The sequence below is a fragment of the Cryobacterium fucosi genome (assembly GCF_004403515.1).
Taxonomy (GTDB): Bacteria; Actinomycetota; Actinomycetes; order Actinomycetales; family Microbacteriaceae; genus Cryobacterium; species Cryobacterium fucosi.
This window is the reverse complement of sequence record NZ_SOHH01000014.1, coordinates 16817-43176: the sequence shown is the minus strand read 5'-3', so window position 1 is coordinate 43176 and position 26360 is coordinate 16817. Positions and strand designations below refer to the sequence as shown.

26 protein-coding genes and 1 tRNA gene are annotated in these 26360 nt (G+C 68.8%); 13 read left to right on the top strand and 14 right to left on the bottom strand.

The genetic code is table 11. The features are described 5' to 3' along the window. Positions 1 to 67: 67 nt before the first annotated feature. Positions 68 to 889 (bottom strand): Nif3-like dinuclear metal center hexameric protein, encoded by an 822-nt coding sequence (locus tag E3T48_RS01060; RefSeq protein WP_134522029.1) that lies wholly within the window; start codon positions 887 to 889, stop codon positions 68 to 70. Positions 890 to 1135: 246 nt separating this feature from the next. Between E3T48_RS01060 and E3T48_RS16585 the strand changes: the two genes are divergently transcribed. Then, the gene (locus tag E3T48_RS16585; protein WP_166789585.1) at positions 1136 to 1276 is read left to right on the top strand and encodes a hypothetical protein; all 141 of its coding nucleotides are present in this window, start codon (positions 1136 to 1138) and stop codon (positions 1274 to 1276) included. Between the two features lie 135 nt (positions 1277 to 1411). On the opposite strand, the gene E3T48_RS01050 is transcribed toward E3T48_RS16585, so the two are convergent. From E3T48_RS01050 to E3T48_RS01040, 3 genes are read right to left on the bottom strand one after another with little or no spacing between them, the layout of a single operon-like run. After that, entirely contained in the window at positions 1412 to 1915 is a 504-nt protein-coding gene (locus tag E3T48_RS01050; protein ID WP_134522028.1) for a DUF427 domain-containing protein, read from the bottom strand. Further along, positions 1912 to 2592: a response regulator gene (locus E3T48_RS01045; protein WP_134522027.1), complete on the bottom strand. Its 681-nt coding sequence runs from the start codon at positions 2590 to 2592 to the stop codon at positions 1912 to 1914. The genes E3T48_RS01050 and E3T48_RS01045 overlap by 4 nt, the downstream gene beginning before the upstream one ends. After that, a complete protein-coding gene (locus E3T48_RS01040; RefSeq protein WP_134522026.1) occupies positions 2589 to 4259 on the bottom strand; it encodes a sensor histidine kinase in 1671 nt (556 codons plus the stop codon). Before E3T48_RS01040 ends, E3T48_RS01045 begins: the two co-directional genes overlap by 4 nt. A gap of 140 nt (positions 4260 to 4399) precedes the next feature. Here E3T48_RS01040 and E3T48_RS01035 point away from each other — a divergent pair, with 140 nt between their 5' ends. Together E3T48_RS01035 and E3T48_RS01030 are read left to right on the top strand one after the other, a co-directional pair. Further along, complete coding sequence (locus E3T48_RS01035; protein ID WP_166789584.1) at positions 4400 to 5269, top strand: universal stress protein; 870 nt, start codon at positions 4400 to 4402, stop codon at positions 5267 to 5269. Further along, positions 5266 to 6093 carry a universal stress protein gene (locus E3T48_RS01030; protein ID WP_134522024.1) on the top strand — a complete coding sequence of 276 codons (828 nt, stop codon included), beginning with the start codon at positions 5266 to 5268 and terminating at the stop codon, positions 6091 to 6093. Before E3T48_RS01035 ends, E3T48_RS01030 begins: the two co-directional genes overlap by 4 nt. A gap of 56 nt (positions 6094 to 6149) precedes the next feature. On the opposite strand, the gene E3T48_RS01025 is transcribed toward E3T48_RS01030, so the two are convergent. The 6 genes from E3T48_RS01025 to E3T48_RS01000 form a co-directional block, all read right to left on the bottom strand. Further along, positions 6150 to 7061, bottom strand: a complete 912-nt coding sequence (locus E3T48_RS01025; protein ID WP_166789583.1) for a universal stress protein — start codon at positions 7059 to 7061, stop codon at positions 6150 to 6152. A 122-nt stretch (positions 7062 to 7183) separates the two neighbouring features. Then, entirely contained in the window at positions 7184 to 7522 is a 339-nt protein-coding gene (locus E3T48_RS01020) for a hypothetical protein (RefSeq protein ID WP_134522022.1), read from the bottom strand. Positions 7523 to 7622: 100 nt separating this feature from the next. After that, a complete protein-coding gene (locus E3T48_RS01015) occupies positions 7623 to 8339 on the bottom strand; it encodes a GAF and ANTAR domain-containing protein (protein ID WP_134522021.1) in 717 nt (238 codons plus the stop codon). 25 nt (positions 8340 to 8364) lie between these two features. After that, a complete protein-coding gene (locus E3T48_RS01010) occupies positions 8365 to 9132 on the bottom strand; it encodes a GAF and ANTAR domain-containing protein (protein WP_241986507.1) in 768 nt (255 codons plus the stop codon). A 196-nt stretch (positions 9133 to 9328) separates the two neighbouring features. Beyond that, a tRNA-Val gene (locus E3T48_RS01005) sits at positions 9329 to 9401 on the bottom strand. 105 nt (positions 9402 to 9506) lie between these two features. Next, on the bottom strand, positions 9507 to 9974 hold the full coding sequence (locus E3T48_RS01000) for a peroxiredoxin (protein WP_134522020.1): 468 nt from the start codon (positions 9972 to 9974) through the stop codon (positions 9507 to 9509). Positions 9975 to 10215: 241 nt separating this feature from the next. On the opposite strand from E3T48_RS01000, the gene aceE reads away from it, so the two are divergent. The 6 genes from aceE (at position 10216) to E3T48_RS00970 (ending at position 17833) form a co-directional block, all read left to right on the top strand. Then, entirely contained in the window at positions 10216 to 12942 is a 2727-nt protein-coding gene (gene aceE / locus E3T48_RS00995) for a pyruvate dehydrogenase (acetyl-transferring), homodimeric type (RefSeq protein ID WP_134522019.1), read from the top strand. Positions 12943 to 12949: 7 nt separating this feature from the next. Continuing rightward, positions 12950 to 14155 (top strand): PucR family transcriptional regulator, encoded by a 1206-nt coding sequence (locus E3T48_RS00990; RefSeq protein ID WP_241986505.1) that lies wholly within the window; start codon positions 12950 to 12952, stop codon positions 14153 to 14155. A 97-nt stretch (positions 14156 to 14252) separates the two neighbouring features. Further along, positions 14253 to 15179 (top strand): ACP S-malonyltransferase, encoded by a 927-nt coding sequence (locus tag E3T48_RS00985; RefSeq protein WP_134522017.1) that lies wholly within the window; start codon positions 14253 to 14255, stop codon positions 15177 to 15179. 12 nt (positions 15180 to 15191) lie between these two features. After that, on the top strand, positions 15192 to 16196 hold the full coding sequence (locus tag E3T48_RS00980; RefSeq protein ID WP_134522016.1) for a beta-ketoacyl-ACP synthase III: 1005 nt from the start codon (positions 15192 to 15194) through the stop codon (positions 16194 to 16196). A gap of 61 nt (positions 16197 to 16257) precedes the next feature. Further along, positions 16258 to 16506 carry an acyl carrier protein gene (locus tag E3T48_RS00975; RefSeq protein WP_134506361.1) on the top strand — a complete coding sequence of 83 codons (249 nt, stop codon included), beginning with the start codon at positions 16258 to 16260 and terminating at the stop codon, positions 16504 to 16506. Positions 16507 to 16597: 91 nt separating this feature from the next. Beyond that, positions 16598 to 17833, top strand: a complete 1236-nt coding sequence (locus E3T48_RS00970) for a beta-ketoacyl-[acyl-carrier-protein] synthase family protein (protein ID WP_134522015.1) — start codon at positions 16598 to 16600, stop codon at positions 17831 to 17833. 146 nt (positions 17834 to 17979) lie between these two features. Here E3T48_RS00970 and E3T48_RS00965 read toward each other — a convergent pair whose 3' ends face one another. Next, positions 17980 to 18501 carry a DUF3145 domain-containing protein gene (locus E3T48_RS00965; RefSeq protein ID WP_134522049.1) on the bottom strand — a complete coding sequence of 174 codons (522 nt, stop codon included), beginning with the start codon at positions 18499 to 18501 and terminating at the stop codon, positions 17980 to 17982. A 239-nt stretch (positions 18502 to 18740) separates the two neighbouring features. Between E3T48_RS00965 and E3T48_RS00960 the strand changes: the two genes are divergently transcribed. Then, positions 18741 to 19310 carry a PadR family transcriptional regulator gene (locus E3T48_RS00960; RefSeq protein WP_166789582.1) on the top strand — a complete coding sequence of 190 codons (570 nt, stop codon included), beginning with the start codon at positions 18741 to 18743 and terminating at the stop codon, positions 19308 to 19310. A 47-nt stretch (positions 19311 to 19357) separates the two neighbouring features. Here the strand turns inward: E3T48_RS00960 and E3T48_RS00955 are convergent, their stop codons facing one another. The 3 genes from E3T48_RS00955 to E3T48_RS00945 all read right to left on the bottom strand — a co-directional run bounded on the left by E3T48_RS00955 (position 19358) and on the right by E3T48_RS00945 (position 22204). Further along, positions 19358 to 21082: a bifunctional 3'-5' exonuclease/DNA polymerase gene (locus E3T48_RS00955; protein WP_241986503.1), complete on the bottom strand. Its 1725-nt coding sequence runs from the start codon at positions 21080 to 21082 to the stop codon at positions 19358 to 19360. 70 nt (positions 21083 to 21152) lie between these two features. Beyond that, positions 21153 to 21698: a phosphoribosyltransferase gene (locus E3T48_RS00950; protein ID WP_198417598.1), complete on the bottom strand. Its 546-nt coding sequence runs from the start codon at positions 21696 to 21698 to the stop codon at positions 21153 to 21155. 5 nt (positions 21699 to 21703) lie between these two features. Next, entirely contained in the window at positions 21704 to 22204 is a 501-nt protein-coding gene (locus E3T48_RS00945) for a COG4315 family predicted lipoprotein (RefSeq protein ID WP_134522013.1), read from the bottom strand. 371 nt (positions 22205 to 22575) lie between these two features. Between E3T48_RS00945 and E3T48_RS00940 the strand changes: the two genes are divergently transcribed. Genes E3T48_RS00940 through E3T48_RS00930 form a run of 3 tightly spaced genes read left to right on the top strand, consistent with a single transcriptional unit; the run spans position 22576 to position 26359 of the window. After that, complete coding sequence (locus tag E3T48_RS00940; RefSeq protein ID WP_134522012.1) at positions 22576 to 23469, top strand: FAD binding domain-containing protein; 894 nt, start codon at positions 22576 to 22578, stop codon at positions 23467 to 23469. A gap of 5 nt (positions 23470 to 23474) precedes the next feature. Further along, positions 23475 to 23969, top strand: a complete 495-nt coding sequence (locus tag E3T48_RS00935) for a (2Fe-2S)-binding protein (RefSeq protein ID WP_134522011.1) — start codon at positions 23475 to 23477, stop codon at positions 23967 to 23969. Next, positions 23966 to 26359, top strand: a complete 2394-nt coding sequence (locus tag E3T48_RS00930) for an aerobic carbon-monoxide dehydrogenase large subunit (RefSeq protein ID WP_134522010.1) — start codon at positions 23966 to 23968, stop codon at positions 26357 to 26359. The genes E3T48_RS00935 and E3T48_RS00930 overlap by 4 nt, the downstream gene beginning before the upstream one ends. Position 26360: the final 1 nt, after the last annotated feature.

Sequence of the window (26360 nt, the reverse complement as noted above, 5' to 3'; positions counted from 1 at the left end):
GTGTCCTGACCTTCGGGTTATTGGGTTGCGGTAGTGAATGTGAACGGGATGGTGAGTTCTGGGCAGGCTACTGCACGATGACGAAGTCCCACGGATCGGTGCGGAGGTCGCTGACGGTCACGCGCACCCCGGGCAGCGCCGCCCGGAGCACGTCGGCCGCGGTGTCCAGCCACAGCCATTCGCTGGCCCAGTGTGACACGTCCATCAGGGCCGGGGTGTTTCCGTTGAGGCGGGCCTGCTCGCGAGCCTCGGACGCCGGATGGTGCCGCAGGTCCGCGGTGACATACACGTCGCTCCCGACCACGGCGGGGGTGCCGAGGAGCGAGTCCCCGGCGCCGCCGCACACGGACACGGTCTCGACCGTGCTGCCGTAGTCGCCGGACACCCGTACTCCTGACGCGGTGGCGGGCAGAAGATCGGCGACCCGGCGGGCCAGCGCGCCCAGCGTGGTCGGCTGTTCGAGTCGGCCCACCCGGCCGATGCCCGTTCCGGGCACTGACCCTCCGGAGATCGGTCGGGTGTCGATGAGCCCGAGGCGGCGGGCGAGGATGTCCGAAACGCCGTCGGCGACGACGTCCGCGTTGGTGTGCGCGGCGAGCAGAGCACAATCGGCCCGGATCAGGCGGCTGAGGAGTGCGCCCTTGTACCGGTCGGCGGCGACCGACGTGACCCCTCGAAGAAGCAACGGATGGTGCACCAGCAGGAGGTCGGTTCCGGTCTCGATGGCCTCGTCGACGGTGAGTGCCACGGCGTCGACCGCGAGGTGAATGGCCTCGATGCCGCGTGCGGGATCCCCGCTGGCCAGGCCGGGCGCGTCCCAGCTTTCTGCCCCGGCCAGCGGCCACAATTCGTGGACGGTGCGGGTGACTGCGGCGAGCGAAAATGACACGTCGCCAGCCTACCGTCGGCCGGGGTCAGCCGCCTTCCGGGTGACCCGGCACATCGCGGACGGGTGGGATGCCGCGGCGCCTCAGCGCGGCGGCCACCAGCGGCGAAGCCCACGGCGGCGCGGCGCACCGTGGATCACGCTCGCCTCAGGTTCAAGCCGCGGGCTGGCTCGTGGCGGCGAGACCGCGCCCGACACATCGTCCGCGTCGTCGGGCAGGTCCTCGTCCACCCCGGCCGGAAGCACCGGATGGGATCCCGTCACAGCCGCAAGACCATCATCGACACCACCTTGAGGCCGGCCAGGGCCGGCTGGCTCTGGGCCGGCTGGCTCTGGGCCGGCTGGCTCTGGGCCGGCTGGCTCTGGGCCGGCTGGCTCTGGGCCGGGTGATGCGAGGGGATCCTGCCCCGTCGAGGCGAACTCGGGCATGACCCGATTCTACCGAAGAATCCTCAGGTTTTTCGTCGGGATTGCGTCAGACCTGGGTGGCCGCGCCGAGGACCAGACAAATCCCGGCCAGGGGACTCACCAGCCGCGCGTGCCGGGGTCACCCTTGAACGGACCGACCACCCGCGACGTGATCCACCCGCCGTAGAAGTCGCCCGGTTGGGGGCGGACGGCTTCGCCGTCCACCGTGCACGAGTCCATCCGGCCCGGGTAGACGGCCACCCGGTCGGCGAGTTCCTCATAGCCGCTCCACGGCGCCGGATAGGTCCAGGCCGCGGCGTCCTCGCGCCGGCCGCGAGCGACAACGGACAGATAGGCGGCCTGGCCCTTGTACTCGCAGATCGACCGCCCGGCGGCGGGCACGAGACTGCCAGGACGGAACGCCGTGCGCGGCAGGTAGTAGACCGGCGGGTGGCTGGTTTCGAGGACCCTCACCGCGTCGGTTGTGTCCGCGATCACTGTGCCGCCCAGCCTGATCACCACGTGCTGCGTGCTCCGCTCGATTCGGGGCGGACGCGGGTAGTCCCAGACCGATTCCTGCCCGGGGCCGGGAAGGATCGGCTCGATGCGCTCTGACTTCATTCGGCCAGCGTACCGGGACCGAAGGCCCGAACCCCTTCCCTCGCGGCCGGTTCGCGGTTGTGCAGTTCGGCGCCGTACACGGCTGCCTGGGTGCGCCTCTGCATCCCGAGTTTTCCGAGCAGTCCGGAGACGTAGTTCTTGACCGTCTTCTCGGCGAGGTCGAGCTGCTCGCCGATCTGACGGTTGGTCAGACCCCGCGAGATGAGCTCCAGGACCTGGCGCTCCCTGGCGGTGAGGGTCGCCGCCGGTTCGGCCCGATCGGCCCCGAGCGAGGTGACCACGTGCGCCGCCACCGCCCGGGTGACCAGGGTCTCGCCCAGGGCCACCCGTCGGATGCTCTCGATCAGCCGCTGGCCGCGGATGTCTTTGAGGACGTAGCCGGACGCCCCGGCCAGCACCGCGGCATACGTGGCCTCGTCGTCGTCGAACGCGGTGAAGATCAGGCACTGAACCGTCGGGTTCTTGGACCTGATCGCACGGCAGACGTCGATCCCGCTGCCGTCGGGCAGGCGCACATCGAGAACGGCAACGTCCGGCAGCGTCGCGGCGAGCCGCGCCACCGCCTGCCTGGCCGTCGACGCCTCCCCCACGACCTCCAGATCGGCTTCCGCATTGATCAGGTCGGCAATGCCTCGGCGCACGACCTCGTGGTCGTCGACCAGGAATATCCGGATCATTGTGCCGGTCCTTCCCGTTCGCCGGTCAGCCGCGCGCTCCACCGGAGAAGACATCCCCCCGCGTCGATCCCGGTCAGGGCGAGGGCGCCATGCCAGCGTCGGGCGCGCTCCGCAAGGTTGGCCAGGCCGCTTGACGTGACGGCCCCCGCTGGCCCGACCCCGTCGTCGACGATGTCGACCGTGATGGTGTCGCCGGCGACCCCGACGGACACCGTTGACTCGCGTGCCCCGGCGTGCCGGAGAACATTGGTCAGCCCCTCACGGAGGACAGCCACGAGGTCGTCCGCCAGCGCGTCCGGGGTGAGCAGGTCGATCGGGCCGGAGAAGGTGATCCGCGGGGGATGCTCGAAGAGCGGGCCGAGTTCGGCGAGCAGGTCGAGGATTCGGTGCCGGACCGACGGCCGGTCGGGGTGGATCTGGGCCGAGAGGGCGAAGATGGCCGTCCGGATCTCGGCGATGGCGTCGTCGAGCGCGTCGACCTGGGCGAGGATCCTGTATCTGAGGTCCGGCTCGACAACCGTGCGGGCGATGGCCTGCAGCCCCAGCCCCGCGGCGAACAGCCTCTGGATCACCTGGTCATGCAGGTCCCGGGCGATCCGGCTGCGGTCCTCGAGAACGGCCAGTCGCTGTCGCACCGCCCGGCCGCGGGCCAGTTCGAGTGCGACACCGGCCTGCCCGACGAAATCCGCTGCCATCTCCAGCTCGCCGGGCGAGAAGCCAGGTCGCCCCGCCCGGCGGGACGCCGTCAGGACGCCGTAGGGCCGACCGGCCGTCCGTAGCGGAATCACCATTGTCGGCCCGATCAGGATCACCTCGTCCGGATGCCCCGCCGCGCCGTAGGTCAGGAAGGGCTGACCGCTTTCCAGCGCCCGCCCGCACACCGCAGCGGATGCCGGGAAGACGAGCCCGCGGACCTGATCGGCGAGCGCGCCGCGTGCGGTGTCCACCAGGAGAGTCTCGGGGCTTCCCGGCACGACGACGCAGACGAGGTCGGCACCCGCGATCGCCCCCAGCCGATCGGCAAGCAGCGCCCGCGGGTCGTCGGCGCGTTCCGACAGCAGCGCCGCGCTGATCTCGGCGGTGCCGGCCGACCACCGCTGGTGCCGCTGGGTCTCGTCGAACAGACGTGCGTTCTCGATCGCGATTCCGGCGGTGGCCGCGAGCACGCAAAGCAACTCCTCGTCTTCGCCCGTGAACGCGCCCGATGCCGGCTCGGTCAGGTAGAGATTTCCAAAGACCGCCCCGCGAACCCGCACGGGAACCCCCAGGAAGCCGTCCATCGCGGGGTGGCCGTCCGGGAAACCGACGGAACGGTCGTCGTCCCCCAGCCTGGCCAGCCGGATCGGTTGCGGCTCGTCGATCAGGGCGCCGAGCAGACCCAGGCCGACCGGCAGGTGGCCGATCCGTTCGGCCAGGCCATCCGGCATGCCGACGTGGATGAACTGCTCAAGACCGCCGTTCGGCGCGATCACGCCGAGGGCGCCGTAGCGCGCCCCCACGAGTTCGACCGCGACGTCGACGATGCGTCGCAGAACCGAGGAAAGCTCCAGTTGCTCCACAACGGACTGGCTGGCCTGGAGCAGGCTACGCAGGCGAACCTCCGACTCAGTGGCCGAGGTCCGGGGAATCCGGCCGGTCACGGTGCCGAGGATGGGTTCAGGGGGCATGGCCGTGGTCCGCCTCTCGGTCCGTTGCAGGGAGTCTACTCGCGTGGGACGTTCGGCCCTTCCCCGGTCAGGTTCAGCCTGCGAGCCTTGGTGACATCGAGAGAGTCGTTCGATTTTCCAGGATGGAACGGAGCCCGGTCATGGTCGAAAGAGTCGTCGTTGCCGTCGACGGGGGCCCGGCCAGCACGGCCGCCCTCGATTGGGCCCTCGAACGGGCGAAGGTCCTGCCCATCAGCCTGGAACTGACGACCGTCGTCGACTTGGGCTGGGCCCCCGCGGGCGGGCCCGACGACGACTTTCGACCGATCTACGAACGGGCGCTCTCCGACGCGACCCAGCGGGTGGAACATGAGGTTCCCGACATCAAGAAGACGAGCTACGTGCGGCGTGGAGTCCCGGCCGACGAACTGGTCAGGGCATCGGCATCCGCGGACCTGCTGGTCATCGGCACGAACAAGACCGGGTTCCTCGCCGGGGCCGTCTACGGGACTCTTCCGCTGCGTCTCGCCGCACACTCGCACTGCCCGGTGGTTGTCGTGCCTGCCACCTGGAACCCGACGGCCGGGACCGTCGTTGTCGGACTGGAGGACGACGCCACGGCCGAGGTCGCACTGTCCTTCGCCGCAGCCGAGGCGACCCGCCTGGGACGCGTCCTCGACATCATCCACGCGTGGTCGATACCGGCCACTGTTGCGGTCGAATACGGCGCGGTCATCCCGTTCGACGAGCTCCGTGACGCGCACGCCGCGATCCTCGCCGAAGCCGCCGGGCGCGTGCGCACCGCGCACCCCGGGCTGGAGGTCAGGGAAGTGCTCGAACAGGGACCCGCGGCCATGGTCCTCGTCGACGCGTCAGGGGAGGCAGAACTGGTCGTGGTCGGCACGCACGGTCGTGGCGCGGTCGGCAGTCTGTTCCTGGGTTCGGTCAGCCACGACGTGCTGCTCAACCTCACCTGCCCCGTGGCGGTCATCCCGCGACCGGAACGCCTGCCGGACCGGGTGGAGCCGTGACCACCTGCTTCATCGGCGCGGACGGATCCGGCCCGAGTCGCGCGGCCATCCGCTGGGCACTCGCCCGGGCGGCCGGAGACAGCAACCCGGTCGTCCTCGTCCATGTCATAGACGATGAATGGGGTCTGCTCGGCGCCGGCTACGCTGCCGAGGCCGAGCGTCGGGCCCGGGAACTGCTCGCCGTCGAGCTGGCAGACGCGGTGCGCCGGTATCCCGGGGTGGATGTTGGCGCCCGGATCGTGCACGGCAGCCCCGCCTGGACCCTGGCCGGCCTGCCGTCCGCCGACGACCTCCTGGTCGTCGGAACCCACAAGACCGGTTTCCTGCACGGGCGTGTGCTCGGCTCGCGGAGTGTGCAGGTGGCTGCGGCCGCCCGCTGCTCGGTGGCGGTCGTGCCCGACACCACCTTCGACACCCGGCGGGGGGTCGTCGTCGGCGTCGACCGTTTCGACGGGTCGGCCGCGGCCGTGGTTCGCGGGGCGCGCGAGGCCGCCCGCCTGGGCCAGGAGCTGTTACTGGTTCACGCCCCGCCGGTGAGCCACGTGCTCCGGTCAGCCGACCTGCCGAGCAGCACGGGTACGGCGCAACGGCTCCTCGCTGAGGCTGCGGAGCGCGCCGCCCAGGCCGCACCTGAGACCACGGTGCGTCGCCGGCTGGTACACCGGGAACCCGCGGAGGCTCTCCTCGACGCCGGGAACGGCGCTTCGCTGCTGGTGCTCGGAGTCTCCCACCCCCACGCGGCGACCCAGTCCGTGATCGGTTCCGTCACCCACGACGTGCTGATGAACATCACGGTGCCCGTGCTCGTTGCCCGCGACGCCTGACGCGACCATTACCGATTCCGCTGCTAGCGCGTTGGCGGCGCCGCGGTTCAGGAACTTCAGGCCGATGAGGATTCGCCCGACGCGGTCGCGCCCGATTCGGCCGCTCTCGACGCGGCCTCACTCGGTGCGGGCCTGATCACCGCCACGGGGCAGGGCATCGTGAGGACGATCACCTGGCTGACCGAGCCGAGCCAGAACCGCTGCAGGCCGTGTCGTCCATGGCTGCCGACCACCAGCAGCCTGGCGCCGGCGGCGACCCTGGCCAATGTCTCCGAGGGCAGTCCGAGTTCAAGGCGGAGGTCGAGATCGAGGTCGGGATACTGCGCGGCCAGCCCGGCGACGGCCTCGGCCAGCACGAGACGGTCGGAGTCGTCCGGCTCCATCGGCCAGTCGATCACCGCGGTCTCCGCCGTCCATGGGGTCGGCGCGCTCCAGCAGTACACCGCGGTCAGCGGCTCACCGTGCCGGTCGGCCTCCTCGGCAGCGAACCGCACTGCGGCCAGCGACAAATCAGACCCATCCACCCCCACCACTACGCCGCGCCCCGGGGATTGCGTCCGCTCCGGGACCACAACCACCGATCCGGGTGCGCGCGCCGCGATCTGGGCGGCGCGGGTGCTGAACACGTAGTCGCGGAACCGGCCGAGGGCGTGGGAGCCGACGACCAGGAGTTCCGCGCCCGCAGCCCTCTTCGCCAGGGCCGAGGTCGGGGAACCGACGAGCACAGTGGAGTGGATGACGAGGCCCGGCTCCCGGCGGACGGCCTCGGCCACGTCCCTGGCCAGTTCGGTCTCCGCCTGGGCCCGGGCAGATCCCCGGAACCCGGCCGGGATTTCTCCCCAGGTTTCGTCGACCACATGCACCAGATCGACCTCCAACCGGCGCGGCGCGGCGTAGCCGAGAGCCCATCGCATGGCGCCCTCGTCCGTCGGCCGTCCGCTCAGTCCGACCACAATCCGCTTGTTCATCATGCGCTCCTCCGCTGCCCGGCAACGGAACCATGCTCTTCGACCACGTCAGGGACGGATAGAGGCCAACGTCCCGGCCGAGTCGAGGGCGCGTTCGGGTTCAACCAGGGCGTGGGGAAGGATCAGTAGTCGAACTCGTCGAACTGCGGAGAGTCGAGACCGTCGCCGGTCCAGCCGACCAGCGCGGCATCCGTGCCGACGAGCGCGCGGCGGCGCAGATCGTCGGTGGTCCTGCCTTCGACGAGTTCGCGGAGAACCGGCTCGCTCGTCACACTCATGAGCTGGCTGGACGCCCCGATCAGGAACTGGGCCCGGCCCGGCAAACCCCCGTCGGTGAGAACGGGGATGTCGACCATGTCGACCTGGCTGCGGCCGCTCAGCGACTCCGCGTAGTCCATCACGGCGTCGGCGAGAGCGCTGCCCGTGACGACTGAGCCCCCCGGGTGAAAAATGCGTTTCATGGTCGACCCTCCCAAGCTCACCGAATGGCGGTGCTGCCAGGGTCTGGGGCGCAAACTCAGTATAAGCCGATCCAGGCCGGCTAGCGAGTGCCGGGGGCGTTCAGAGGGCCAGGGTGCGGTTGACGACGCCGTCGGCCACGTCGACGAGTGGCAGGCCGTTGTTCCGGGCATAGGACCTCAGCACATCGAAGGCTTCCTCCATGTTCGAGTTGCGGGTGTACGCCACGACGCCCTTTGCCTGCTCGATCAGTACCCGGCTGTTGAGCGCGTGCTGCAACTGCGCCCGCGCGACGCCGCTCTCGCGCAGGGCCCGTTCCTGCAGGATGCCGATGGTGGCCGTGTCGGCCAGGGCCTGCACGGTCAGGAGATCGTCCGCTCCCAGGCCACCGAGCCGGTCCCAGAAGAGGTTGAGCGAACCGATGGTCGTCTGCCGAAGACGGAGGGGAACGGAATGCATCGACTTGAAGCCCAATTCGAGAGCCCCGGCACGAAATCTGGGCCATTTGGGAGCGACGACGTCGAGGTCGGGGATCGCAACGGGCTTGCCCGTCGTGTAACACTCGACACACGGGCCGTTCCCCGCCCGAAGCTGGAGGATCTCGACGAGACGGCTGCGCTCGTTTGTCGAGGCGACAACCTCGAGTTCATCGTTTTCGCCGGCCGAAAGGATGATGCCGACGGCGGACGCCTCGAACAGAAGGGCGCACTTGTCGACGAGTGTGTGCAACAGGTCGACGATGTCGTAGCCGACGACGAGTGTGTCCGCCAAAGTGACGAAGGTCTCAACCAGTTGACCCTCACGTGTCTTGGTCACCATGAACCCATTCTAAAAGGAGGACGCACTAGGAGCCGTCGTATTCTGCCGGAAAAGTGATCTTCCGCGCCACTACATCAGTTGCAACGTCGCGAACCGTCCGTCCGTGAGAAAAAGCATAGCCGCGTAGCACGAGCAGTGCATCCGCCGCCGGGAGGTCGAGCTGCGCCAACAGCATCCCGGTCGCCTGGTGCACCAGCCGCCGCGAATACCCCTCGTCGTCGATCGCGTCGGGCACTCCCGGACGAGCCAGCAATGCTCGCCGGAGTACCTGGCGAGCGGCCAGGGCCACCAGCGCGGAGGCATCATCGATCTGCGACATGGACAGGTTGCCCGGCCGGGTGGAGTAGAGGTCGACCGCCCCGATGTTGAGCGATCCGATGAACATGGGGAAGGCGAACAGCCCCCCGATGTCCGTTGCTTCAATGGCCCGGACGAACATCGGCCAGGCTGCCGACGGGTTCCTGATGTCGGCACTGATCACCGGACGCCGGGTTGACAGAGCCTCCCAGCACGGCCCCTCGCCGAGGTCGAACTGGAACTCGTCGATCTGAGCGGCCCTGTCGTCGCTCGCGCAGACGGTTTCAGTTCCGAACGGGGGGCCGAGGGTCGAAATCGCGGCGCCCGTGATCGGGAGAGTGCGGAGGAACGGCCGGCAGAGATCGGAATTGACGTGATCGGGATCGGAAAGCTCCCGGGACGCTGCGGCGAACACTCGCCGGCCAGACGACGGCATCATGCCCCCCGCCCCGGCATCGAACTGACGAATCGCATGCGGGTTCCAGCTGGGAGCCATGGAAACATTGGCCGTCACGACCCTCTCAGCTCTTCGAAGGAGCGAATGGCTTCCGTACTGGCTGGGAGCGACGCGGATGACCGCACTAGAGCCAGCGTATCGCCGCCCACGGCCAAGGTGAAGTCGGCGATGCCGGGTACACGCTCGGGTGTCCGGCTCCGCTCCGTGAACCGGTCGGGGATTCGGGGTCCAGGGGTGGGCCCTACCGGGCTCGAACCGATGACATCCACGGTGTAAACGTGGCGCTCTACCAACTGAGCTAAAGGCCCCTGCACTTCGACCCTTCCGGGTCGATGACCACTATACAGAGGCCACGTACCGATGCCGATAACCGATGCCGGGTGGCGAGCCGCCACGGGCGGGAGCCGACGGATTCACGCGGGCTGGAGCTCCTCGATCGCGGCCCAATACGCACCCAGGGAACGGGCCTCGCCCGGGGCCGTGATGAAACTCGCCCGGATGATGCCCTGTCGGTCGATGAGGAATGTCGCCCGGTTGGCGAATCCCTTGTTTTCGAGGAACACGCCGTATTCCTTGGAAACTGCACCGTGCGGCCAGAAATCGGCGAGGAGGTTGAACGTGTACTTCTCCTGCTCGCCCCAGGCGCGCAGGGTGTGCTTCGAGTCGACCGAGATGCCGATCACCTCCACCGCGCTATCGGCGAAGAGTCCGATGTTGTCGCGCAGTTCGCACAGCTCACCGCTGCAGATTCCGGAGAAGGCCAGAGGGAAGAAGACCAGCGCCACCGATTTCGCTCCCCGGAACTGGCTGAGCTGGATGCGCTGGCCGAACTGGTTGACCAGTTCGAAGTCCGGTGCCTGCGTGTCGTTTTCCAAAGCCATCGAGCGCTTCCTTTCCCTCGCCCACCGGTGCAGTGGAGCGCAGCGACACAGCCTAGCCCCGCCGGTTGCGGGAACCAAGAACGCCTCCTGCGAACCCCCGGGGAGCCCGGAGCGGGACGTGCGCGGACCCCAGCCGGAATCTGTAGGCTTGCGAAGTGCCATTGGTCCAACCCGACCGCAATCCGGCACGCCTAATTCGGCAGAACAGAACAACGGTCTGCCCAGGACAGAGAGGTCGATTGTGACTGTCAACGACCAGGACCCGTACTCGGTGAACAGCACGGATGCGGACCCGCAGGAGACCGCAGAGTGGTCTGAATCCCTGGATTCACTCGTCGCCGCGCAGGGACACCAGCGCGGCCGGGAGATCATGCTGAGCCTGCTCAAGCGGTCCAAGGAACTGCACCTGGGCGTCCCCATGGTGCCGACCACCGACTACATCAACACGATCGCGGCCGGAAACGAACCGGACTTCCCCGGCGACGAGGACATCGAGCGCCGCTATCGCGCCTGGATCCGCTGGAATGCCGCCGTCCTCGTCCACCGCGCCCAGCGCCCCGGCATCTCCGTCGGCGGGCACATCTCCACCTACGCGTCCTCCGCCGCTCTCTACGAGGTCGGTTTCAACCACTTCTTCCGCGGCCAGGACCACCCGGGCGGCGGCGACCAGATCTTCATCCAGGGCCACGCCTCCCCCGGAACCTACGCCAGGGCCTTCCTCGAAGGTCGTCTCTCGCACGACCAGCTCGACGGCTTCCGCCAGGAGAAGTCCCACGGGCCGAATGGGATCTCCTCCTACCCGCATCCTCGCCTGATGCCCGAATTCTGGCAGTTCCCGACCGTCTCGATGGGTCTCGGACCGATCAACGCGATCTACCAGGCGCAGACGAACCGCTACCTCACCAACCGCGGCATCAAGGACGCCAGCGACCAGCAGGTCTGGGCGTTCCTCGGCGACGGCGAGATGGACGAGGTCGAGAGCCGCGGCCAGCTGCAGGTTGCCGCGAACGAGGGCCTCGACAACCTCAACTTCATCATCAACTGCAACCTGCAGCGCCTCGACGGGCCCGTGCGCGGCAACGGCAAGATCATCCAGGAACTGGAAAGCTTCTTCCGCGGCGCCGGCTGGAACGTCATCAAGGTGGTGTGGGGCCGCGAGTGGGACGACCTGCTGGCGCGCGACGTCGACGGCGCCCTGCTGAACCTGATGAACGTCACTCCCGACGGCGACTACCAGACCTACAAGGCCGAGAGCGGCGCGTACGTCCGCGAGAACTTCTTCGGTCGCGACCCGCGCGCGCTCAAGCTCGTCGAGGGCTACACCGACGACGAACTCTGGAACCTCAAGCGCGGCGGCCACGACTACCGCAAGGTGTACGCGGCGTTCAAGGCGGCATCCGAGCACAAGGGCCAGCCGACCGTCATCCTGGCGAAGACCGTGAAGGGCTACGCGCTCGGCCCGAGCTTCGAGGGCCGCAACGCGACCCACCAGATGAAGAAGTTCACCCTCGACAATCTGAAGACCTTCCGCGACAGCACGCACATCCCGATCACGGATGCCCAGCTCGAGGAGAATCCGTACCTTCCGCCGTACTACCGGCCGGACGACAACGACGAGGCCATCCAGTACCTGCACGAACGCCGCCGCGCGCTCGGCGGCTACCTGCCGGAACGCCGCAGCAAGTACACCCAGGTCAACCTCCCGGGCGACGCCACCTACGCACCGACGAAGAAGGGTTCCGGCACGCAGGAGATCGCCACGACGATGGCGTTCGTGCGACTGCTCAAGGAGCTTCTCCGCGCGAAGGACTTCGGCAACCGGATCGTCCCGATCATCCCGGACGAGGCCCGCACCTTCGGAATCGACGCATTCTTCCCGAACGCGAAGATCTACAACCCGAACGGCCAGCAGTACACCTCCGTCGACCACGCCCAGCTGCTCGCGTACAAGGAGAGCCCGCAGGGCCAGATCCTGCACGTCGGCATCAACGAGGCCGGCGCCATGGCCGCCTTCACGAATGTCGGCACATCGTACGCAACCCAGGGTGAGCCGCTGATCCCGATCTACGTGTTCTACTCGATGTTCGGCTTCCAGCGCACCGGAGACGCCATGTGGGCCGCGGGCGACCAGATGGCCCGCGGGTTCATGATCGGCGCGACAGCCGGTCGCACCACCCTCACCGGCGAAGGCCTCCAGCACGCCGACGGCCACTCTCCCCTGCTGGCCTCGACGAACCCGGCCGTGGTCTCCTACGACCCGGCCTACGGCTACGAGATCGGTCACATCGTCCGGTCCGGCCTCGAGCGGATGTACGGCGGGCAGCACCCCGACCCGAACGTCATGTACTACGTCACCGTGTACAACGAGCCGGCCGTGCAGCCGGCCGAGCCGGACGAGGTCGACGTCGACGGCATCGTCCGCGGCATCCACCGGATCAACCACTCGCCGATCACCGGACCGAAGGCCCAGCTCCTCGCCTCCGGCGTCGCCGTGCCGTGGGCCCTCGAGGCGCAGGCGCTGCTCGCCGCCGACTGGGGAGTGTCGGCCGATGTCTGGTCGGTGACCTCCTGGGCAGAGCTCCGCCGCGACGGCATCGCCGCGGAGGAGCACAACTTCCTCTACCCCGATGAGACACCCCGCACCCCGTACGTCACGGAGAAGCTCGCCGGGGCCGCCGGGCCGTTCGTCGCCGTGACCGACTTCATGCACGCCGTGCCCGACCAGATCCGTCAGTTCGTGCCCGGCGATTTCGCGACGCTCGGCGCGGACGGGTTCGGGTTCTCCGACACCCGGCCGGCCGCGCGGCGCTTCTTCAAGATCGACGGACCGTCGATGGTGGTTCGCACCCTCGAGCTGCTCTCCCGCCGCGGAGAGGTCGACCGCAGCCTCGTCGGCCAGGCGATCGCGAAGTACCGTCTGTACGACGTGACCGCGGGTACCACGGGCTCTGCCGGGGGCGAGAGCTAAGGCCCCCGTGGCACCCACCCCGAAGACGAAGGAACAGACGCTCAGCTGGTTGCGCACCATTTCCGGCGAGCTGTCCACGGCGACCCTGAAGCGTCTCGAGGACACGCTGCCCTGGTATGGCGACATGCCGCCGGGACGCCGGTCCGCCGTCGGACTGGTCGCCCAGGCAGGGATCACGTCGTTCATCTCCTGGTTCGACGACCCGCGATCCACGCCGTGGATCGCGGCGGATGTCTTCGGCGCGGCCCCGCGCGAACTGCTCCGCTCGATCAGCCTGCAACAGACGCTGCAACTGATCCGGGTCACCGTCGAGGTGGTCGAGGAACGAGTCAAGGACGGCAGCGAACTCCTCCGGGAGGCGATCCTGCTCTACTCCCGGGAGATCGCGTTCGGGGCCGCTGACGTCTACGCCAGGGCCGCGGAAGCGCGCGGCCTCTGGGACGTACGCCTCGAGGCCCTCGTCGTCGACTCCATCCTCAGCGGCGAGTACGACGACGAACTGCCCAGTCGGATCGCCGCCCTCGGCTGGCACGGTCACGGCGAGGTGTGCGTGCTCGTCGGCACAACGCCGAAGATGCTCGACGTGGACCAGCTGCGCCGTTCTGCGCGGCACATGGCCGCGGACGTGCTGATCGGGGTGCAGGGCAACCGGCTGGTCCTGGTCATCGGCCGGGCCCACCCGAAACCGACGGATGCCGAGGAAGCCATCGGCACGGCATCTGCCCTCAGCTTCATGGAGATCGCCGTTCAGCTGGAACCGAGCTTCGGGGCCGGCCACCTGGTGCTCGGCCACGAGGTTCCCAACCTCGTCGACGCGTCGAAGAGCGCCAAGGCCGCGCTGGCCGGGTTCGCCGTGGCCCGCTCCTGGCGGAACGCCCCCCGCCCCGTGCAGGCGGACGATCTTCTGCCCGAACGGGCCCTGGCCGGCGACCCGCTCGCCCGGGCCACGCTGATCCACCGCATCTACCGTCCGCTCCAGGCGCACTCGACCGAACTGCTCACCACCCTGTGGTGCTACCTCGACAACGGCCGGTCGCTCGAGGCCACGGCCCGGGAGCTGTTCGTGCATCCCAACACCGTGCGCTACCGGCTCAAACGCGTGTCGGAGGTGATCGGCTACGACGCCACCGGGGCCAGGGAGGCCCTGATCCTCCAGGCCGCCCTGATCATCGGGTCGATCAGCGATCACGACGGTTCGACCAGGCGCAGGTGAACACGGCGTCCGATCTGGTGACTATCGACAAACGTTTCGCGAATACTTGGTGTGCAGTCGACACCCGTCCGGGAAATGGGCTTGGGAGACTGGAAACATGATTGTTGTCGTCTGCCCCGGCCAGGGTTCACAAACCCCTGGATTCCTCGAACCGTGGCTCCGCGAGGCAGGCTTCGCCGCCGGCCTGGAAGAGATCTCGGATGCCTGTGGCATCGACCTCGTCCGTCACGGCACGATCAGCGACGCCGACACGATCCGCGACACGAAGATCGCACAGCCGCTGATCGTTGCGGCGGGTCTGCTCACCCTCGACGCCCTCCTCGCCGGTGGACGCCGCGGCAAGATCGCCGGCATCGGCGGGCACTCCGTCGGTGAGATCACCGCCGCCGCGGGCGCCGGCATCCTGAGCCCCGCCGAGGCGGTCGGCTTCGTGCGCGACCGCGGCAGCGCCATGGCGCAGGCAGCCGCCCTCGAACCATCGGGGATGAGCGCGGTGATCGGTGCGGACGAGGCAGAGCTGCTGGCCCGCCTCGACGAACTCGGCCTCGAGCCCGCGAATTTCAACGGAGGCGGCCAGATTGTCGTCGCTGGTTCGCCCGCCGCCCTCGCCGCCCTCGCCGCAGCGCCGCCTGCCCGGGCCAGGGTCATCCCGCTCCAGGTCGCCGGGGCCTTCCATACCCGGTACATGCAGCCGGCCGTCGAGCATCTCACCCAGGTCGCGGCCGAGCTGAACCCCCACGATCCCACCCTGCCGATCTGGTCGAACCGGGACGGAACCCTCGTGTCCAGCGGCGCGCGGTTCGTGGACCTGCTGGTGGCGCAGGTGTCCTCGCCGGTACGGTGGGACCTGTGCATGGCGTCCTTTGCCGCCGCGGGAGTGACCGGAATCATCGAGGTCGCACCGGCGGGAGCCCTCGTCGGCCTTGCCAAGCGCGCGCTCAAGGGCGTGCCCAGCGTTGCGATCAAGACGCCGGACGATCTGTCCGCAGCGTTCGACCTGATCGACCAGCAGAACCAAGCCTGACCGAAAGAGAACATGACCAAGCCAACACTCCAGCAGTCGCACGGTCCCCAGTACACCCGCATTCTCTCCGTCGGCGCCGCCCGCGGCGACCTTTCGGTACCCAATGCCGAACTGATCGGGCCGATCGACTCCTCGGACGAGTGGATCCAGCAGCGCACCGGGATCATCAGTCGCAGCCGGGCCAGCCAGGACATCGAGGCCGTGGACCTGGCAACGGATGCCGCGCACGAGGCCATCGAGAAGTCGGGCATCGATCCGAAACTGATCGACGCCGTCATCGTCGCCACCATCAGCAATGGCCGCCAGACGCCGTCGATGGCCGCTGTGCTGGCCGACCGCGTCGGCGCCAACCCCGCCGCCGCCTACGACGTGAACGCCGCCTGTGCCGGCTACACCTACGCGATCGCCCAGGCCGACGCCCTGATCCGCACCGGCGTGGCGCACTACGCCCTCGTCGTCGGCGCGGAGAAACTCTCCGACCTGGTCGACCCGACCGACCGGAGCATCTCGTTCCTGCTCGGCGACGGCGCCGGCGCCGTCGTCATCGGGCCGAGCGACTACCCGGGGATCTCCAGTACCGTCTGGGGATCGGACGGGTCGAAGGCCGACGCGATCACCATGAACAGCACCCTGCAGGAATACCGCCGGGGCGAGACAGAGTGGCCGACCCTCCGCCAGGAGGGCCAGACCGTCTTCCGCTGGGCCGTGTGGGACATGGCCAAGGTCGCCAAGAAGGCCCTCGAGGCCGCCGGGATCACGAGCGACCAGCTCTCCGCCTTCATCCCCCACCAGGCCAATATGCGCATCATCGACGAATTCGCCAAGCAGCTGGGGCTCCCGGATTCCGTGGTCATCGCCCGCGACGTGGCCACCACCGGGAACACATCCTCGGCCTCGATCCCGCTGGCCACCCACCAGCTGCTCCAGGAACACCCGGAACTGAGCGGCGGCCTCGCCCTCCAGATCGGCTTCGGAGCCGGCCTGGTCTTCGGCGCGCAGGTCGTCGTCCTCCCGTAGATCCCCCGCAAGACCTCTAAACTGAATCTCGGTCAAACGAGACACCCCCAAGGAGAAAAAAATGGCATTGTCCACCGAAGAAGTTCTTGCCGGCCTGGCCGAGCTCATTAATGACGAGACGGGCATCGCGGCCGACACGGTTGAGCTGGGGAAGTCGTTCACCGACGACCTGGACATCGACTCGATCTCGATGATGACCATCGTCGTCAACGCGGAAGAAAAGTTCGACGTCAAGATCCCCGACGAAGAGGTCAAGAACCTCAAAACCGTCGGCGACGCCGTCGACTTCATCGTCAAGGCACAGGACTAACCCCACCAAAGGACAGGCCGGCCGGCGCCTGCCGACCGGCCTGATCTGTGGGTCAGCCCCACCGTTTTCTACGCTCATAGAGAGTCTCGTCATGACCAAAAAGATCGTTATCACCGGCATCGGTGCGACCACCCCGCTCGGCGGCACCGCCGCCGAAAGCTGGGCCTCCCTCCTCAACGGCGAATCCGGGGCCAGCACGCTGGACCACGAATGGGTCGTCCGCACCCAGCTTCCGGTGACCTTCGCCGCCCAGGCGAGAGTTCCCTCCACCGAGGTCCTCGCCCGCCACGAGACGAAACGCCTCGACCCCTCCAGCCAGTTTGCCCTGATCGCCGGGCGCGAGGCGTGGGCGGATGCCGGCTCCCCCGAAGCAGACCCCGAACGCCTCGCCGTCGATTGGGCCACTGGCATCGGCGGGGTCTGGACCCTGCTCGATGCCTGGGACACGCTGCGCGAACGCGGCCCCCGCCGGGTCCTCCCGATGACGGTCCCCATGCTCATGCCGAACGGCCCCGGAGCCGCGATCGGGATGGACCTGCACGCCCGCGCCGGCATCACCACGGTCGTGTCCGCGTGCGCCTCGAGCACTGAGTCGCTCGTCAACGCCTACAACCGTCTCCAGGCCGGGCTCGCCGACATCGTCATCGCCGGCGGGTCGGAGGCCGCGATCCACCCGCTCCCGATCGCGTCCTTCGCCGCCATGCAGGCGCTGTCCAAACGCAACGACGACCCGGCGACCGCGTCCCGTCCCTACGACATCACCCGTGACGGCTTCGTGCTGGGCGAGGGCGCCGCCGCGCTCGTCGTCGAAACCGAGGAACACGCCAAGGCCCGCGGGGCCCGCATCTACGCCGAGCTGGTCGGCGGCGCCGTCACCAGCGACGCGTACCACATCACCGCTCCTGACCCCGAGGGCTCGGCCGCCGCCCGCGCGATGATCGCGGCCATCCACAATGCCGGGGCCTCCCTGTCGGATGTCTCGCACATCAACGCGCACGCCACCAGCACCCCGGTCGGCGACATCGCCGAATACAACGCGCTGCGCCTGGTCTTCGGGGACCTGCTCGAGGGCATCCCCGTCTCGGCGACCAAGGCGTCGACCGGCCACCTGCTCGGTGGTGCCGGCGCGATCGAGGCGCTCTTCACCGTGCTGGCACTCGCCGACCGCATCGCGCCGCCGACCATCAATCTGGCCAACCAGGACCCGAACATCCCCCTCGACGTGGTGACCACGCCGCGGGCGCTGCCGGCCGGGGACCTCCTCGCCATCAGCAACTCGTTCGGTTTCGGCGGCCACAATGCCGTCGTCGGGTTCCGTTCGGCCTAGCCAGACGGCTGGTGCAGACGGAATGACCCCGACCGGGTGCCGGTCGGGGTCATTTCTTTTGAGATCCCTCGCATTTCGCTCACGCGCCACCGGGAAGAGTCAACCGGTCAACGCGCCATGCGCCATCCTCGGGCAGTCGATGCCGTTCAGCCGACCTTGTGCAGCCAGACGACGGAGTTGAAGTCGCTCGCGTGGCGGAACGGTTCGAGTTCGTCGTCCCAGGCCTGCCCCAGGGCGATACGGAGTTCGCGGTGCAATTCGAGGGCGTTCGCGCCGGCGCGTTCCATGGCGCTGCGCACCCGGTCCTCCGGAATGACCACGTTGCCGGCGGTGTCGGTCTGGGTGAAGAAGATTCCCAGGTCGGGAGTGTGCAGCCAGCGGCCGCCGTCGCTGCCGAGCCCGGCGTCCTCGGTCACCTCAAAGCGCAGATGTTCCCAGCCGCGAAGCGCCGACGCCAGGATCGCGCCGGTTCCCTGGGCGCCCTCCCAGTAGAACTCGGCGCGCTGGGCGCCCTTGAGCACGGGTTGGTCGGACCAGGCGAAGTTCACCGCCTCGCCGAGCACGCGACCGACCGCCCACTCGACGTGGGGGCTCAGCGCACGCGGCGAAGAGTGCACGAAAAACACCCCTCGCGCAGACGGTGCCTGACGAGCCTGTGTTGCCGACATCGTTGTTGCCGCCATCGTTTCTTCCTCCGTTCTGTGAGATGCGTCTTCCCCAACGACCTCTGAACGAAACACTGCTGAATAAACGATGCCAATGCAGCGAAGATATGAACTTGTGCGACCCTCCGGCCGCTAGCGCAATTATGCCCCAGGCAACCGGGAAATCACAAGGATCCGCGCGGCCTTGCCAGATCCGATTGGGCATACTCGGTATGGTTATCGAGGAATCTATCGGAGGCCCAGTGTCCGTTCGCACCACCCTGTTGGCGATCCTCACGATCGGACCGGCGTACGGTTTCCAATTGCACGGCGAATTGGAGGCACGAACCGCCGCTCGGCGCCCGGTCAACGTCGGCCAGATCTACGGCACCCTGGAGCGACTCGTCAAGCAGGGCGCCGTCGAGTCCGGCGGAGCCACGCCCGACGGCCTGCCGCTGTACCGCCTCACGGCCGAGGGCCGGGCCGAAGCCCTGGACTGGCTCACGTCCGTCGAGAGCACGCGCGGGGAGGAATGGAACGACCTGGTGGACCGTGTCCTGATCGCGTCCTCGCTCCCCCACGTCGACACGCTTGCCCTGATCACCCGCTACCGCGAACACTGGCTGGCCGCGGCCGCGTCCTCGGCGCTCCTCGCGTCTCCGATCGGACAGGACCTGCTGGAGGCCGGTGCGCGCGCCGCCCTCGCCACGGCTGCGGTCGCGTGGCTGGACTCCGCCGGGGAGTCGCTGCGGGGTCCGCGCGCCGACGCGTTCCAGCGAGGATTGAGTGACGTGAGGCCGCGCCGCGGACGGCGCCCCGTGCCGGTCGCCTAATCCGAACCGGCCGGCCCGGTGGCGGCAGGTTCAGCGCCGTCGCCGTCTCATTTCGCCTGATCGTAGCTGTCGACGGTGGCAACGGTGAGCAGGAAGTCGACCGGGAAATCTCCGAACAGGTGCCGGCCTGCTGTGGCCGCGGCCCGGACCACGATCTGCTCGACCTCCTCCGCCAAGCCCGCGGGGGTATGCACGATGACCTCGTCGTGCAGGAAGAAGACGAGGTGCGGGGCGTGCGTGAAAACCGGGGAACGCCCGGGAACGGTCCCCTCCGGCGCCTGCAGCAGGCGGAGTTCCCGGCGGATCTCGGCCATCCAGCAGAGCGCCCACTCCGCGGCGCTGCCCTGCACGATGAAGTTGCGGGTGAACCGGCCCCAGTCCCTCGCCTGGCTGCGCGCCCGGCGCTCGTCGGCATCCGTGGCCCCTGGGTGGTAGGCCTGGGCCTGGGCCTGGGTCGCCAGCCAGCTCTCGCCCGGCCGGGGTGAGGAGCGGCCCAGCCTGGTCGTCACCGCCTCACCGCGTTCGCCGGCCCTGGCCGCCGTCTCGGTGAGTCCGAGCGCTCGAGGATAGGCCCTGGCCAGGCGGGGAAGCAGGCGCCCGCTCTCCCCCGTGGTCGCGCCGTACATCGCGCCGAGCATGGCCACCTTGGCGTGGTCGCGGGTTTCGACGACGCCGCTGGCGACGATTCCGGCGTAGAGGTCGGTGCCCCGGCCGGCGGTGGCCATGGCTGTGTCGGCCGACAGCGCGGCCAGGATGCGCGGTTCGAGTTGCGCCGCATCGGCCACGACGAGCTTCCAGCCGTCATCGGCGATGACGGCCCCGCGCACCTGCCTGGGCAGTTGCAGCGCTCCCCCGCCGCGGGTCGCCCAGCGGCCGGTCACCACCCCGCCGGGCACGTACTCGGGGTGGAACCGGCCGTCGACGATCCAGGTGTCCATCCAGTACCAACCGTTGGCGCTGAGGAGCCGGGCGAGCTTCTTGTATTCCAACAACGGTGCGATCGCCGGGTGTTCGAGTTTCTGCAGTTCCCAGGCACGGGTCGAACTCATCGTCAGCCCGGCCCGCTGCAGGGCACGCAGCAGGTCCTGCTGGGAGTCCGGGTTGACCTGGGGGTCGCCCAGTTCGAGACGGATGCGGCGGGCAAGGTCCTCCAGCCTTTCCGGCCGGAGGCCGGGGGCGACCCGGGGGCCCAGCTCGCGGGTGAGGAGCCGGTCGTGCACCTCGGTGCACCAGGGCAGACCGGCGAATTGCATCTCCGCCGCGATCAGGGCCCCGGCCGATTCCGCGGCGAGGAGGAGGCGGAGCCGCCCGGGCTCCGCAGAGGCGGCCACTGCCGTGAGCTGCCGCCGGAACTCGGCCTGCGCATCGTCTTCGGCCGGGTCCTCGTCCAGCCCGTCGTCGGCGAAGCCGAGGTCGAACAGGGTCGAGTGGGGTTCGGGGGCCTCCGGCTGGGCCGCGGGGCCGCTGTCCCACCGGCTCGGGGCAGCCGTGGCGAGCTCGCTCGTCGAGGTCAGCGCCGACTGGCGGAGGATGGCGTGGCAGAGGCGCAGGTCGTGCCCGCGCTGCACCCGCACACCCGCGGCCAGCAACAACGGGTAGAGCCGTGAGGTGTCTTCCCAGACCCAACGCGGTAAGCCCTGTTCGGCCGCGACGACCTCGCCCAGGAACTCGGCGAAGGAGAGCCGGCGCGCCGGCGCGGTCTCCAGGCCCGTCGAGTCGAGCGGAACGACGAGGAACTCCCCGTTGCCGGTTCGTCCGGCGAGTAGGTACACGTTCCATTCTGCCCGGTGCGGCCGACAACGACGTGCACCGCGAGTCTCCCCGGGCATCGTCAGCGACGCGTCAGCCACCAGTCCAGGCGGCACGAAGCAAATCGGCCGTTTCGTCGTCGGAAAGCTGGTGGAAGTCCCGGTAGAACGGGCCGATCGCCCAGAAGTCCCCGGGTGACTCCAGGACGACGACCTGGGCCGCTTCGGCCGAGAGCTCCGCGACGAGCCGGGCCGGAGCAACGGGGACCGCGATCACGGTGACGGCTGCACCCTGTCGTCGAAGGTCGGCCAGCGCCGCCCTGATCGTGGCCCCGGTCGCGATCCCGTCGTCGACGACCACCGCGGTGCGCCCTTCCGCGCTCACCGGCGCGCGATCGCCGCGGTAGTGGATGCGACGACGCTCGAGTTCGACCGCCTCGCGGCGCGCTGCCCGGCCGGCCCCGCCGTCGCCTGATCCGCCGACGAAGAGGAGGTCGAGGGGTGCGTGCAGCCGTTCGGCGATCCGGGCCGCGACCGGAACGCCTCCCCTCGGCAACGCGTAGATCACCGGGTCGGGAAGACCCATCGCGGCCAGCCGATCGGCCAGCCTCCGGCCGGCGTCGCTCCTGTCCTCGAACATCGCGCTCAGCCGGTCGGCCCGCCGATCTTGTCTCCGCTCGGCGTCAGGGCCCACCACACTCCGCCTACTCCCTGGCCCGCGACCGTCCCGGCAGCCGTGTCGCCGGCGAAGGTGTAGAGCGGCCAGCCGTTGAGGGTGACCTGTTTCGCGCCGTCCGTGCGGGTGATCGTGCCCACCGTGCCGGTCACGCCGTCGACGACGGGCACGGGATCGGTGGCGACGACGGTCGGCCATTTGGCCAGGCAGTCGCCTTCGCAGACGCTCGTCCCGGAATTGGCGGTGTCCTTGTCGAAAAGGTACACCGTGAGCCCAGTGCCGTCGACGACGATGTCGCCGAGGGAGGTCGAGGCCGTCGCCAGCACGGGCTGGGCGGGTGGTGTCGCCGGTTCGCTGCTCGACCCGGTCGCTTCCCCTGAGGACGTCGTCGACCCGCCGGCGGAGCAGCCGGCGAGGGCGAGCACCCCCAGCGCGACCGCTGCGCACGTGATCACGAGTTTTCGATTCATGGCGGATCCTGCTTCCGGTTCGATTGCGGCTTCTTGGCACCCTCGTTGCCCTGCACCCAGGGCGTCGGTCCCCTGTCAAGAACACGAGACCGGGGACACTACGGTTCACCGCGCCGGAGAACCGAGGTTCGCGGGCCTGCCCTCGGGGGCATCGTGACGTCGGTGGGTCTCAGCCGAGAATCCGGCGCCTGGACGAGACCATCGGCGCGGGCCACCGGTGCACTTAAATGCCCGGCAGGAGGCGGGAATCCTGTCATTTCGCCGAGCCGTGACGCCGCCCCGGTCTGATTGACATCCGGTGAGCCCGGGAGCACTATGTGAATCACATCCGCCCATCGATTGGACCGGGCGCGCCGCGACCAGGAGGCATTGTGCAAATACCGGCTCAATTCGACTACGTACGCGCGAGCACGATCGAAGACGCCCTCGCCCAGCTTGAGTTGCACGGCCCGGAATCCCGCGTCGTCGCCGGGGGGCACAGCCTCCTGCCGATGATGAAACTCCGGCTGGCCAGGCCCGAGTGGCTGATCGACATCAACGACCTGTACGAGCTCGACTTCATCCTCCCCGAGGCGACCCAGCTACGGATCGGCGCACTGACCCGTCACTCGACGCTCCTGGAGTCGGCCGATGTGGCCCGCCTCTTTCCGATCGTGATCGACGCCGAGCGGGTGATCGCGGATCCCATCGTGCGGAACCGGGGAACCATCGGCGGTTCGCTCTGCCAGGCCGACCCGGCCGAAGACCTTGCCACCGTGTGTGACGTCCTGCGCGCGCAGGCCGTCGTCCGCGGTCCGGCAGGTGAGCGCATCCTGTCGATGGACGAGTTCCACAAGGGACCCTACGAGACCGCGGTCGCGCAGAACGAGTTGTTGGTCGAGATCCGGTTCCCGATCCGGCCACGATCGGGCAGCGCGTACGAGAAGGTCGAACGCCGGGTCGGCGACTGGGCCGTCGTGGCGGCCGGCGCCGCCGTCAGCCTCGCCGAGGACGGCTCCGTTGACGATGTGGCCATCGGCCTCACCGCAGTAGGCCTTGACGGCACCATCGCGGAGGCGGAGGCGGTGCTCCGCGGCCGGCAGCCCTCCCAGGCGCTGTTCGAGGAGGCAGGCAGGCTCGCGGCGCTGGCCTCCCTGCCCGTCGCAGACCAGCGAGGACCGGTCGACTACAAGCGGCATCTCGCCGACGAACTCACCCGCAGGGTCCTGCGCCGCGCGTGTGCGCGCGCACTCGAGACCCAGACCACGACAACGCAGGAAGGCTGAAGCCAATGCAAATCAGCATGACCGTCAACGGCGACGAGATCACCCGCGCGGTCGAACCGCGCGTTCTGCTCGTCCACTTCATCCGGGATGAGCTGAGGCTGACCGGCACGCACTGGGGCTGCGACACGTCCAACTGCGGGACCTGCGTGGTCCTGATGGACGGCGTGCCGGTGAAATCCTGCACGGTGCTCGCGGCGATGGCGGACGGCCATGCCATCACCACGGTCGAGGGGCTGGCAACCGGCGCCACCCTCGACCCGGTGCAGCAGGGCTTCATGGAGGAACACGGGCTGCAATGCGGTTTCTGCACCCCGGGCATGATGCTCACCGCGCGGGCGCTGCTCGACCGGAACCCGCACCCGGATGACACGGAGATCCGCGAGGCCATCTCCGGCCAGATCTGCCGTTGCACCGGGTACGCCACCATCGTGCGATCGGTGAAATGGGCTGCCGACCACCCCGTTGTCGCAGAAGACGCTGAAGAAGAGGTCCCGGCATGACCATCACGGAGACCCACGCCCCGAACCCCGCGGCGGGCGACGCCGATCGCCCGATCGGCTACGGACGCATCCAGCGCAAGGAAGACCCTCGCTTCGTGCGCGGCAAGGGACACTACGTCGACGACATTGTGCTCCCCGGAATGCTGCACGGAGCCATTCTGAGGTCGCCGGTGGCGCACGCCCGCCTCGTCTCCATCGACACCACCCGGGCCCTCGCGCACCCCGGTGTCGTGGCCGTCATCACCGGCAAGGACCTTCTCGGGCTCAAGCTGGCCTGGGCGCCGACCCTGTCTGCCGACGTGCAGGCCGTGCTCGTCACCGACAAGGTTCGGTTCCAGGGGCAGGAGGTCGCGTTCGTCATCGCCGAGGACCGCTACGCCGCCCGCGACGCCCTCGAACTCATCGACGTCGACTACGACGTGCTCACCCCGGTGATCGATGCCCGCCGTGCCCTCGACCCGGGCGCCCCCGTCATCCGCGACGAAATCGAGGGGCGCACCGACAACCACATCTTCGACTGGGAGGCCGGGAACGCCGCGGAAACCGACGCGGTCTTCGCCACCGCCGACGTCATCGTGAAACAGGAGATTGTCTATCCGCGGTCACACCCGGCCCCGATGGAAACCTGCGGGGCGGTCGCCGACTTCGAACCGATCGAAGGTGCCCTCACCCTCTACGAGACCAGCCAGGCCCCGCACGCGCACCGCACCCTGTTCGCGATCGTGTCCGGCATCCCCGAGCACAAGATCCGGATCGTGTCGCCCGACATCGGCGGCGGGTTCGGCAACAAGGTCGGCATCTACCCGGGTTATATCCTCGCCGTCGTCGGGTCGATCGTCACCGGCCGCCCGGTCAAGTGGGTCGAGGACCGCTCGGAGAACCTCATGTCGACGTCGTTCGCCCGCGACTACATCATGCAGGGGGAAATCGCGGCAACGAAGGATGGGAAGATCCTGGCTGTGCGCACAAACGTGCTCGCCGATCATGGGGCATTCAACGCCACGGCTCAGCCCACGAAGTACCCGGCCGGCTTCTTCCACATCTTCACGGGCAGCTACGACATCCAGGCCGCGCACTGCAAGGTCACCGGCGTGTACACCAACAAGGCCCCGGGCGGGGTGGCCTACGCCTGCTCCTTCCGGGTGACCGAGGCCGTCCTCCTGATCGAACGCCTGGTCGACATGCTCGCCCACAAGCTGGAGGTCGACCCGGCGGAGCTCCGGCTGAAGAACCTGATCAAGCCGGAGCAGTTCCCGTACAAGAACAAGACGGGCTGGGAGTACGACTCCGGAGACTACGAACGGGCGCTGCGCCTGTCGATGGAGATCGCCGGCTACGACGACCTGCGGCGAGAGCAGAAGGAGAAGCGCGCCCGCGGCGAACTCATGGGGATCGGCGTCTCGTTCTTCACCGAGACCGTGGGTGCCGGACCGCGCAAGCACATGGACATCGTCGGCCTGGGCATGGCGGACGGCGCCGAGTTGCGCATCCACCCGACCGGCAAGGCCGTCGTGCGGATCTCCGTGCAGAGCCAGGGCCAGGGCCACGAGACCACCTTCGCCCAGATCGTGGCCGAAGAGATCGGCATCCCGCCGGAAGACATCGACGTGGTGCATGGCGACACGGACCAGACCCCCTTCGGCCTCGGCACCTACGGCAGCCGGTCGACCCCGGTCAGCGGGGCCGCGGTGGCCCTCGTCGCCCGCAAGGTACGGGAGAAGGCGAAGTTCATCGCCGCCGCGATGCTCGAAACCCGGCCGGAAGACCTCGAGTGGGAGAAGGGACGCTGGTTCGTCAAGGGCGACCCCAGCGTCGGCAAGACCATTGCCGAGATCGCCATGGGCGCGCACGGCACCGTCGCGTTGCCGGAAGGCATCGACGGCAACCTGGATGCCGAGGTGACCTACGACCCGCCCAACCTCACCTTCCCGTTCGGCGCCTACATCTGCGTCGTCGACGTTGACCCGGGGACGGGCCACGTCAAGGTTCGCCGGTTCATCGCCGTCGACGACTGCGGCACCCGGATCAACCCGATGATCATCGAAGGGCAGGTGCACGGCGGCCTGACCGACGGCGTCGGGATGGCCCTGATGCAGTTCATCGGGTTCGACGAAGCCGGCAACAACCTCGGCGGGTCGTTCATGGACTACCTCATCCCCACCGCGATGGAGGTTCCGAACTGGGAGACCGGGTTCACGGTGACTCCGTCGCCGCACCACCCGATCGGTGCGAAAGGTGTCGGTGAGTCGGCAACGGTCGGGTCACCGCCCGCCATCCTGAACGCCGTGGTCGACGCCCTCTCCCCCCTCGGCGTCACGCACATGGACATACCGTGCACCCCGGCCAGGGTCTGGGCCGCCATGCAGGGCCGCGCGACACCGCCGATCTAGC